We start from the raw sequence: 9,750 nt of genomic DNA, 5'->3' as shown, positions 1-9,750 counted from the left end.
ATTTGATTGATGTTTTGTATTATTTTTGTGGTAAAAAATTATAACATTTACATGATTTCAAAAGGCTTTTTAAAATTTAAATTAGCTTAAATTATTGGTTGTTTGCGGGAATCTGCAAGTGGCTCATAAGAAAAAATTTAGATACAGAAGCTCCTATCAGCACCTATATGTCATCTCCCGTTGATACATTAAATAAAGAGAGCAGTGTAAAAGAGGCACTTGATTTTTTAGCAAATAAACATTATAAAAGAGTAATAGTTGTTGATGATGATGGCTGTTTAAGCGGTATGATAACACAAAAAGAGCTTATCTCTCTTGCTTACTCAAGATGGGCGATGCTGACAAAAGAGTACCAAGAAGAGCTCGGCAAAATCAATGAATCTCTTATCAAGAAAAATGCGCAGATAGAACATTTGGCATCACGTGACCCACTTACCAATCTTTATAACCGCTATAAGTTTTCTAAACTTTTTGAACTCTCACATCAGTCAATGGTTGAGAGAGAGGGAGTGATGTCGCTTGTGATGATTGATGTTGATTTTTTTAAAAAGATTAACGATACTTATGGACATGGTGTCGGCGACAGGGTACTTGTTGCTATCTCCGGACTTTTTTCGTCCCTTTTGCGAGAAGAGGATATCGTCTGCCGCTGGGGCGGTGAAGAGTTTGTTATTCTTCTACCCTCAACAAATATACAAAATGCATTCACGCTCGCTCAAAAACTAAGAGGGCATATTGAGATGATGACGGTAAAGCCGGTAACAAAAATAAGTGCAAGTTTCGGTGTGACACAACTAAGAGAAGATGATGACCTAAAAAGTGCTGTGGACAGAGCAGATGCCGCACTTTATATGGCAAAAACAGCAGGACGTAACTGCGTGATGCAAAACTAAGTGTTACACTTAGAATGAAGGCGGTGTTATATATTTTCCATTAACGATGCGACACCCTTCTCCTTTTGGAAAGAGTTTACGGCGTTCTATCCACTGGAGCAGCTCACTTTGTGCATCAAACTTGATTTTTGCTTTTGACGTATCTAGCTCGACTACGGTTCCGCAGTTTGTCTGCATACCTACTTTAAGCGTTTTTCTGAAAGTTTCAATTTTTTGTGTCTGTTGGTGTATGGCTGCTTCCTCTTTTTTGGCAAGGGAGTGGTTTTCTCTCTCTAGCTGCTGCTCACTTTTGTTGTAGAGATGTTGATAACCTTTTGGTTGCTTTTTTGACGCCGCTTCATTTTTAAGCTGCTCTTCTTTAAGATTTTCAAGATTTTTTAGTGCTAGACGGAACATTTCACCCGCTTTTGCATAGTCCGCATACTTCTTTACAAAATCATTAAACTCTTCAATGGTAGATGCTTTTTGGAACTCTTCTTGGCATAGAGCAAATTTAAAATGCTCTTTTTTTGCTTCTATGGCATCAAAGAGTTTTACTTCACCGATAGCTTTGTTGATGGCTGATTTGCTTATATATTTATACTTTGGGGAGCTTTGGTTTGAGTGGACGATAAGCTCGGCAACATTTGTTGCCTCTGGAACAACACTAAAGAGGGTTGTGCATGGGGTATATTTCTTTCTGTTTTCCTCTTGGCAAAGATAATGATTTGTTTTTGTTGCATTTAGCTCGTCTTCAAAGTGTGGATAGGCATTTTCATAATTCTCGGTTATGCGAAGAATCTCTTGATTGGTAAATTTTCTTTGAAGTACGGGCTTATCCTCAATATCGATAAGCTTCCAGCCCTCTTTTGTCTTTTCAATCAAAGCAAAATAGTATCCGCTTTGGCTGACATAATCGCTTTTATGTGCAGGAGCTTTTTGAGATTCGACTTTAGGCTGCTGCGAGCTACATCCAGCAAAAAAAAGAGAAGATAAAAGCAGATAAAATGCCGTTTTGTAAAACATGGTGTTCCTTTGAAAAAAGTAATAGACTTCTTTATAGCCTCTGTTTGTGAACGATTCTGCAACGGAAGGGTCAAATCTAGCTTGCTAGATTTGGGGTACCCACCGTGAAGCCGCAGACGAACAAACAGAGGCTATAAAGAAGTCTAGTATAAAAGCGGATTTATAGCATATTTTTTGGTTGCTTCATTCGCAATGATGTGGTCATTGCGATGAGAAATCCATGAAGCAACCTAAGTGATGCGGAAAGTTGGGTTTTGTTTACTCTATCTCAGCGTCGATAACATCATCATCGGCTTTTTTCTTGGAAGCATCAGCTTGTGCCGCACCACCCTCATTTGCTTTGTACATTTGCTCTGCCATTTTGTGGCTTGCCTCTGTCAAAGTTTTTACTTTCGCTTCGATTTGCTCTTTTGTAGCATTTGTATCTTTTAGCGTATCTTTGAGTTCAGTGATGGCTGATTCGATTTTTGCTTTCTCGTCTGCGCTGATTTTGTCTCCGATTTCACTTAAAGATTTTTCAGTCTGAGCGATAAGCGCATCCGCTTGGTTTTTAAGCTCTACAAGCTCTTTGCGCTTCATATCTTCTGCTTTGTGCATCTCTGCATCTTTAACCATTTTATTAATCTCTTCTTCGCTAAGTCCTGATGAACCGCTGATAGTGATAGACTGAGATTTGCCTGTACCTTTGTCGGTTGAGCTAACTGTCAAGATTCCGTTTGCATCGATGTCAAATGTAACTTCGATTTGAGGCACGCCTCTTGGAGCCGCTGCGATGTTACCTAGTTCAAAAAGACCTAAAGACTTGTTATCTCTTGCAAACTCTCTTTCGCCTTGAACAACCGAGATGCTTACTGCCGGTTGGTTATCCTCTGCTGTTGAGAAGATTTGAGATTTTTTAACCGGAATCGTTGTGCCTTTTTCGATGATTTTTGTCGCAACACCGCCCAATGTCTCGATACCTAAAGAGAGCGGAGTAACATCAAGTAGAAGAACGTCTTTAACATCCCCTCTTAAAACACCGCCTTGGATTGCCGCACCTGCCGCAACAACTTCATCAGGATTTACGCTCTTGTTGAGGTTTTTGCCGCCAAAATAGTCAGAAACCATTTTTTGAGCAAGCGGAACACGGATAGAACCGCCGACCATGATAATCTCTTTGATATCGCTGTTTGACAAGCCAGACTCTTTCATAGCTGTTTTGATATGTGTGATAGTCTCTTCAACAAGTTTTTCAATCATGCTCTCAAATTTCGCACGAGTAAGTTTGATAACCAAGTGCTGTGGACCTGCTTCCGTCATCGTGATAAACGGTAGGTTAATCTCTGTTTCAGTAGATGAACTTAACTCTTTTTTTGCATTTTCGGCTGCATCTTTAAGTCTTTGAAGTGCCATTTTGTCATTTTTAAGTTCTACGCCGTGAGAACTTTTGAACTCGCTGCTTAGGTAGTCAACGATTTTGTTGTCAAAGTCATCTCCGCCCAAAAATGCGTTTCCATCCGTTGAGAGAACTTCAAAAGTACCATCGCTAATCTCCAAAACAGTAACGTCAAATGTCCCGCCCCCTAAGTCGTAAACAAGAACGTTCTCATCGCCTTTGCTCTCCAAACCGTATGCAAGTGCAGAAGCAGTCGGCTCGTTGATGATACGTAAAACGTTAAGTCCTGCGATAGTTCCCGCATCTTTTGTAGCTTTTCTTTGTGCATCGTTAAAATACGCCGGAACCGTGATAACAGCGTCAGTTACGCTAGAGCCTAAGTAAGCTTCCGCATCCTCTTTTAGTTTTGAGAGGATTTTTGCCGAAATCTCTTGCGGAGTGTAAATCTTGCCTGCAACGTCAACGGCAGCCATACCGTCTTTGTTAACGATGTTGTATGTTACTTTGTCGTGAGCCGCTTTTGCGTTCTCCTCGTTCATCATAAGACCCATGATTCTCTTGATGGAAGAGATAGTTTTGTTTGGATTGGTTATCGCCTGACGTTTTGCAGGGTCACCTACTAAAACCTCGCCTTTATCTGTAAAAGCTACAACCGAAGGAGTTGTATTTTTACCCTCTTTGTTTGGGATGATTTTTGCCTCACCGCCCTCATAAACTGCCACACATGAATTTGTTGTACCTAAATCTATACCGATTACTTTACTCATAATTTTATTCCTTAATTTGATTTTATTTGCAAATTGTTTTAATTCGCCACTACTACCATCGCTTCACGCAACGGTCTCTCTTTATATTTATAACCTGTTTGGAAAGTTTGGACTATCTGTCCGCTCTCTACCGTATCGCTATCTACGCTTTGGATGGCGTTATGGATATTTGGGTCAAAAGGTTCATCGTGACCAACCATCTTGACGCCGTGTTTTTCTAGGGATGTGACAAGCTGTTTTTGTGTCAGCTCTATCCCCTCTTTAAGTTTTGCCAAAAGCTCTTCGCAGCTTGTATCTGCCTTGACTGAGTTTAGCGCACCGTGAAGAGAATCAAGTACAGGAATCATGTCTTTTGCAAATTTTTCGTTTGCGTACTCCACTGCCGTGTATTTCTCTCTCTCTAATCTTTTTTTGATATTTTCAAAATCTGCATGAACACGAGCATATTTGTCTTTGAGTTCGCTCAGTTCCGCTTGCAAAAGGTCAAACTCGTTTTCTACCGCCGCAGCCTCAGCGGCAGCTTCGTCCAATTCGACATTTTCGTTTTGAAGTTCTTCTTTTTCTTCTGTTGCCATAACCGCTTGGTCACTCCTTTTTCTAAAAAGATAGCACCATTATACATATTGAGTGTAACAATGTCAAGAGATAGTTAAATATTTTTACTCAATTAACTTTAGTCTATATGTATCAAGTTTTCGATGTAACTTTTTTATAGTAAGATTGTTATGAAAAAATGTACAAAGGAAAGAGTATGAAATTTTTTGCTTGGATGGGTGCCATTATCGCCATTGTTGTTATAGCACTCTATATAACTGCTTTTACGCCGCTTGGAAACACTCTCGTCAAGCCCATCGTAGAAGCAAAGATACAAGAAGCGACGCAAACACAAAGCAAGCTTGAGACATTTTTGCTCACTATGAGTGATTTTGAAGTAGTTTTAGCCCTAAGCGATGAGAACCGTATCGCTCTCAAAGGCGCATATTCGCTCTTCTCACGCTCTTTTGATGCGGAGTATGTGCTGGATTTGAAAAATCTTCAAGCGTTGGAGAGTTTTGCAGGGCAGCCTTTGCGTGGCGCACTCTTTAGTGACGGAAAAGCAAAAGGAGATATGGCATTGATGTCCATAGACGGAAAAAGCACGATTGCGCAGAGTGAAACGTCATATAGCGTTACACTTGCAGATTTGAATCCTACATCTATCATCGCTACTGTCAAAGGCGCAAAACTTGCTTCTCTTTTGCAGATGACGGCAAAAAATCCTTATGCATCGGCAGACGTCGATATGGACATCAACTTTAAGAGCATTAAAACAGGTGTGCTTGATGGGACGGTGGTTCTAAAGACAAAAGAGGGCAGACTTGACCAAAAATATATGCTTAGTGATTTTAATGTTACCATCCCAAACACCTCTTTTTCTATGAATCTTGATGCAATGCTGCAAGGGAGTGATATCAGCTTCAAGGGCGAACTTCTCTCAAACCTTTTTAAAATCACATCCGCGGGCAGCGTCACTCCTGAGACGCTTAAAACGGATGTAACTTACGCACTGAGTGTTCAAGACCTTGAAGTGCTCAAACCTCTCACGGGGGCAGATATCAGAGGAGCAATCAATCTTAAGGGGAGCATAAAAGGAGACAAAGAGAGGTTGGTTGTTCAAGGTGTGAGCGATTTAGCGTCATCCGATAGCGTTTTTGAAGCCACACTCAAAGAGTTGCAGCTATCTACACTTAGGGCAAAAGTAGCAAATCTTGATGTGGCAAAACTGCTTTATATGCTTAAGCAGCCACACTATACGGATGGGCTCTTTTCTATGGAAGCGGATATAAAAGATATGAACCCCAAAAATCTCAGCGGTCAGGTCGTGACGTTGCTTACAAAAGGTGTTCTTGATACTGCTTATCTTACAAAAGCCTATGCACTTGCCGCACCTATGCCAAAGACAACATTTGATGCTGCAACCACAACACTCTTAAGAGGAAGCGTTGCAGATACCAAGATAGACCTAAACTCCAACCTCGCAAATCTTGATGTAAAGAGCGCAAAATATAACCTAGAAGATAAAACGCTTAAAAGCGACTATAAACTTTTTGTCTCCAACCTAGAAGCGCTTGTTTTTGCGACAAAAGAGCGTTTGCGTGGTGAACTTAGTGCAAACGGTACGGTAGAGAAGGGCAAAGATTTGGATGTCACCATGAGTGCCGCTCTTGCTGGCGGCAAAATGGAAGCCAAACTCCATAATGACGACCTGCGCGCAAATATGAGTGCACTCAAGACAACAAAACTGCTCTATATGCTCTATCGTCCTGAAATTTTTGATGCTTCGCTGGGTGCAAAACTTGACTACAATTTGGCGCAAAGTATGGGAAGGTTTGATGGACAGATAAGCAACGGTGTGTTTGCCAAAAATCAGACCTTTGACCTAATCAAGCAGTTTACAAAAGTAGATATGTACAGAGAGAACTTCAACGGAGACGTAGGAGTAAAGATGGATAAAGAGAATATGGTTGTTTCGCTTGATTTGCACTCCAAAGAGGCAGCTATCAAAACAACGGATACAAAGCTCAACACAAAAACCAATCAGTTGGATGCCGATGTAAAGATTGTTTCTAAAAATGACAGTATTGATGCAAAACTCAGCGGCGATATAGATGCACCAAAAGTAAGTGTCGATTTAGAGAAGTTTTTAAAGTCTGAAACAGGAAAGAGGGCGGTTGAAAAACTCTTTCAAAAATTACTGAAATAACTCCTCTTTTTTAAGCAGCTCTGGTGTCGGTGCTGCAATATAGTACCCTTGCATATAGTCAATATCAAGCGAGAGGAGTTTCTCATATACCTCTTTGGAGTGGACAAATTCTGCAATGGTTTGCATATTGCTCTGGGTTGCGAAGTGAACGATGCTTTTAACGACTTTAAAATCTTTGCTGTTTTTATGAATGTTTTTGACGAGTGAGCCGTCAATTTTAAGGTAGTTTGCCTCAGTGTCGATGATGCGCTTGAAGTTGGAGTAGCCGCTTCCAAAATCATCAATAGAGACTTTTGCCTTGAGGGAGTGTAGCATGTGAATCTTCTGCTTAAAACTCTCTATGTCATCCACTTCGTCACTCTCTAAAATCTCAAAAGTAATACGCGAAGCGAGATCTTGATCCACTCGGAGTGCTTGAATGATGGTCTCTTCTATATCAGGATTATTGAGGTCCGTGAAACTTAGGTTGATACTCACAAGTTTTTGGTTGGTTCTAAATTTTTCAAAAACAAGCGCCAAAATTCTCTGCGTGAGTTTGTAGTGCATGTTTGTAGATTTTATCTGCGGCAAAAATTGGTAAGGCGTGATAATCGTGCCGTCTTGTGCAATGATGCGTACAAGGGCTTCATACTTGAAAACTTCGCCTGTTTTATGGTTGTAGATGGGCTGATAGTAGCATGTGACACGATCCTCATCAAGCGCTTCTTTGACAAAAGCCAAATCTTTTGAAGAGAATGAAGATGAAGCGGTCGTCTCTCTTTTTTCATCATATACAACCACTCTGTTTCTTCCGTTTTTCTTGGCTTCATATAGCATGGTATCGGCTTTTTTTATCGCCTCTTGCATGTTTTTTTCCAAGTACGGATTGGTATGAAGACCAATTGAGAGAGTAACATAAATCTCATGTCCGTTATAGACAAACTTCTCTTTTGCAATTTTGTCTCTAACTCTTTCACAAATATCTCTTTTGCTATCGCGGTTATTGATAAAAAGCAAAAACTCCTCTCCGCCGTAACGCACAAAGATATCATTGTCGCGGATGGAGTTTTTAATGATTTGGCTTGCATGAGAGAGTACATAGTCTCCGGCTTTATGTCCGTAGGTGTCGTTGATGATTTTAAATTTATCCAAATCAAGCATTGCAAGAGAGTAGTTTCCAAGGTTGAGTACGGAACTAATCTCTTCAAGGTAGTTTCTGTTAAATGTTTTTGTAAGCGGGTCTGTAAAAATCTTTTTTTTGGTGATAAAGTAGTGGAAAATCTGCATTAATGTCATTGCCATAAAAATAACAACAAATAGGGTTAAAAGTGTAAAAAGAGTTTCAAGCGGTTTTATGGACTCTAAAATGATAGATTTTATATCGGTTGTAAAGTCGATGTTAAAAAGAGCAACAACTTCGCCATTTTTGATAATGGGATGTAAATAGGTAACATATAGATTCTCAATATTTTGCTGTCTAATGATTTGAGATTTTTTTGTAGTATAAACAAGGTCATATTCGTGGGCGTTAACATCAAATTTTTGGTTAAAACTTGCTTTGTCGGTTTTGGATGCGTCAAGCAAAAATCGAAACTTTCGCTCCTCATCTCTATATAAGATATATGAGTATTTCACATCTGAGGTAAGCATCATAGCGAGCATCTCTTCATACGCGATAGCGTGCTCTTTTTCTTTAAAAAAAGTGATTAAATCCTGATAGTCGTACTCATGTATATGTTTGAGTATCTGCTGCTGCATATTTTGTAAAACATAAGCTATCTTGCTAATCTCATGTTGTTCAATGCGTTCAAAAATTCTCTCTTTAGATTTTGTGACTTCGCTATAAGTATAGACAAGAAATAACCCAAGAAGAAAAAGAAGAAAAAAAATGACAATCTCTCTTTTTACCATATCTTCTCCTCCAGATACGGCTCTAGCTCCTTGGATATCTTTATATTTTGTTCTTTTATTCTGCTATTTATAATAACGATATTTGGTCTTCCTTTTTTGTAAAACATTGAGCCAAAACTATGCGGAATTTCACTTAAAAGAGCATAATCAAGAACAAATACAGCTTTTTTGCATAGCTCTTTTTCTAAACTTTTTTTATCTTCCAAAATAATTATGGATGCCAAATGGCAATCCTGCGTGGTTGCAATGTTTCCTTTTTTGTTGAACTCTTTGATAATCTCTCTATTGTCCGACCAGACAACGACCTTTTGGTTTGTTGAAAGATTTTGAATGATTTTTTCTAAAATCTGTGCTTGAATAATATCTTTGTCGTTTGCAAAGAGCGTAAGCACCAAGAGAAGAAGAAAGAGTTTTTTCATCTAAAAGATATACTCCAACGTTAGTATGACCCTTCTGTCATAAGGTGCAATTTTAAGACCGCTCATACCGATTTGAGTTGCTCTGTCAAAGAGATTTTCGCCTTTAAGTTTTACGTCAAGCTGCTTGCTGTAGTGATAAATCACTCCGGCAGTGTAGTCGATACCCGTGTTTATCTTTTGATCATAGACGCCCACATAAGAGGATCTATAGATAAGCTCGTTATAGATATCGAACTTGCCCGCTCTGTTGTAAAGTTGTAGCAGTGCGCCATTGTTAGGACTGTACTCAGCGCCCTCTTTGTATGCTCTAAAATATTCGGCGATTACTTTGTTATCTGCATCAAATCTATAAGTTGCATTGATGTAGTACTGTCCAAAGGTGCTTTTTTCCGAATCACTAAAATACATCTTGTTTATAGGGTTAAATTTAATTCCGTCTTTTGTTTTTGTTGCCGCACCGCCTATTTTAAGTGTAAGTTCGTCTATACGGTGTTCGAGCTCAACTTTGCCTATGAGAGATTTGACACTCTCTAGAGCCACTTGCAGATTCCCGCAAACAACCAATAATTTAAGCTAATTTAAATTTTAAAAAGCCTTTTGAAATCATGTAAATGTTATAATTTTTTACCACAAAAATAATACAAAACATCAATCAAAT

The 9,750-nt window shown here is 39.3% G+C and carries 8 protein-coding genes; 2 read left to right on the top strand and 6 right to left on the bottom strand.

The window, feature by feature from the left end; translation table 11 throughout:
• The first annotated feature begins 167 nt into the window (after nucleotides 1-167).
• Complete coding sequence (locus PHY84_RS11180) at nucleotides 168-893, top strand: diguanylate cyclase (RefSeq protein ID WP_299859824.1); 726 nt, start codon at nucleotides 168-170, stop codon at nucleotides 891-893.
• A 9-nt stretch (nucleotides 894-902) separates the two neighbouring features.
• Here PHY84_RS11180 and PHY84_RS11175 read toward each other — a convergent pair whose 3' ends face one another.
• The 3 genes from PHY84_RS11175 to grpE all read right to left on the bottom strand — a co-directional run bounded on the left by PHY84_RS11175 (nucleotide 903) and on the right by grpE (nucleotide 4,615).
• The gene (locus tag PHY84_RS11175) at nucleotides 903-1,898 is read right to left on the bottom strand and encodes a hypothetical protein (RefSeq protein ID WP_299859822.1); all 996 of its coding nucleotides are present in this window, start codon (nucleotides 1,896-1,898) and stop codon (nucleotides 903-905) included.
• 258 nt (nucleotides 1,899-2,156) lie between these two features.
• Nucleotides 2,157-4,040 (bottom strand): molecular chaperone DnaK, encoded by a 1,884-nt coding sequence (gene dnaK / locus PHY84_RS11170; RefSeq protein ID WP_299859820.1) that lies wholly within the window; start codon nucleotides 4,038-4,040, stop codon nucleotides 2,157-2,159.
• A gap of 38 nt (nucleotides 4,041-4,078) precedes the next feature.
• A complete protein-coding gene (gene grpE / locus PHY84_RS11165) occupies nucleotides 4,079-4,615 on the bottom strand; it encodes a nucleotide exchange factor GrpE (RefSeq protein ID WP_299859818.1) in 537 nt (178 codons plus the stop codon).
• A gap of 176 nt (nucleotides 4,616-4,791) precedes the next feature.
• On the opposite strand from grpE, the gene PHY84_RS11160 reads away from it, so the two are divergent.
• Nucleotides 4,792-6,783 (top strand): hypothetical protein, encoded by a 1,992-nt coding sequence (locus PHY84_RS11160; RefSeq protein ID WP_299859816.1) that lies wholly within the window; start codon nucleotides 4,792-4,794, stop codon nucleotides 6,781-6,783.
• Here the strand turns inward: PHY84_RS11160 and PHY84_RS11155 are convergent.
• From PHY84_RS11155 to PHY84_RS11145, 3 genes are read right to left on the bottom strand one after another with little or no spacing between them, the layout of a single operon-like run.
• Nucleotides 6,772-8,673 carry a bifunctional diguanylate cyclase/phosphodiesterase gene (locus tag PHY84_RS11155; protein ID WP_299859814.1) on the bottom strand — a complete coding sequence of 634 codons (1,902 nt, stop codon included), beginning with the start codon at nucleotides 8,671-8,673 and terminating at the stop codon, nucleotides 6,772-6,774. The genes PHY84_RS11160 and PHY84_RS11155 overlap by 12 nt on opposite strands.
• The gene (locus tag PHY84_RS11150; RefSeq protein ID WP_299859812.1) at nucleotides 8,667-9,092 is read right to left on the bottom strand and encodes a hypothetical protein; all 426 of its coding nucleotides are present in this window, start codon (nucleotides 9,090-9,092) and stop codon (nucleotides 8,667-8,669) included. The genes PHY84_RS11155 and PHY84_RS11150 overlap by 7 nt, the downstream gene beginning before the upstream one ends.
• Entirely contained in the window at nucleotides 9,093-9,632 is a 540-nt protein-coding gene (locus tag PHY84_RS11145) for a hypothetical protein (protein ID WP_299859810.1), read from the bottom strand.
• Between the last annotated feature and the right edge of the window lie 118 nt (nucleotides 9,633-9,750).

This window comes from Sulfurimonas sp., from assembly GCF_028694605.1.
Lineage (GTDB): Bacteria > Campylobacterota > Campylobacteria > Campylobacterales > Sulfurimonadaceae > Sulfurimonas.
The sequence above is the reverse complement of the archived record's forward strand: the minus strand, read 5'-3'. Positions and strand labels throughout refer to the sequence as shown.

What these genes read in the sequence shown, in the direction of transcription:
- grpE (WP_299859818.1), bottom strand. Translation starts at nt 4,615, where the DNA reads ATGGCAACAGAAGAAAAAGAAGAACTTCAAAACGAAAATGTCGAATTG.
- PHY84_RS11175 (WP_299859822.1), bottom strand. Translation starts at nt 1,898, where the DNA reads ATGTTTTACAAAACGGCATTTTATCTGCTTTTATCTTCTCTTTTTTTT.
- dnaK (WP_299859820.1), bottom strand. Translation starts at nt 4,040, where the DNA reads ATGAGTAAAGTAATCGGTATAGATTTAGGTACAACAAATTCATGTGTG.
- PHY84_RS11150 (WP_299859812.1), bottom strand. Translation starts at nt 9,092, where the DNA reads ATGAAAAAACTCTTTCTTCTTCTCTTGGTGCTTACGCTCTTTGCAAAC.
- PHY84_RS11160 (WP_299859816.1), top strand. Translation starts at nt 4,792, where the DNA reads ATGAAATTTTTTGCTTGGATGGGTGCCATTATCGCCATTGTTGTTATA.
- PHY84_RS11180 (WP_299859824.1), top strand. Translation starts at nt 168, where the DNA reads ATGTCATCTCCCGTTGATACATTAAATAAAGAGAGCAGTGTAAAAGAG.
- PHY84_RS11155 (WP_299859814.1), bottom strand. Translation starts at nt 8,673, where the DNA reads ATGGTAAAAAGAGAGATTGTCATTTTTTTTCTTCTTTTTCTTCTTGGG.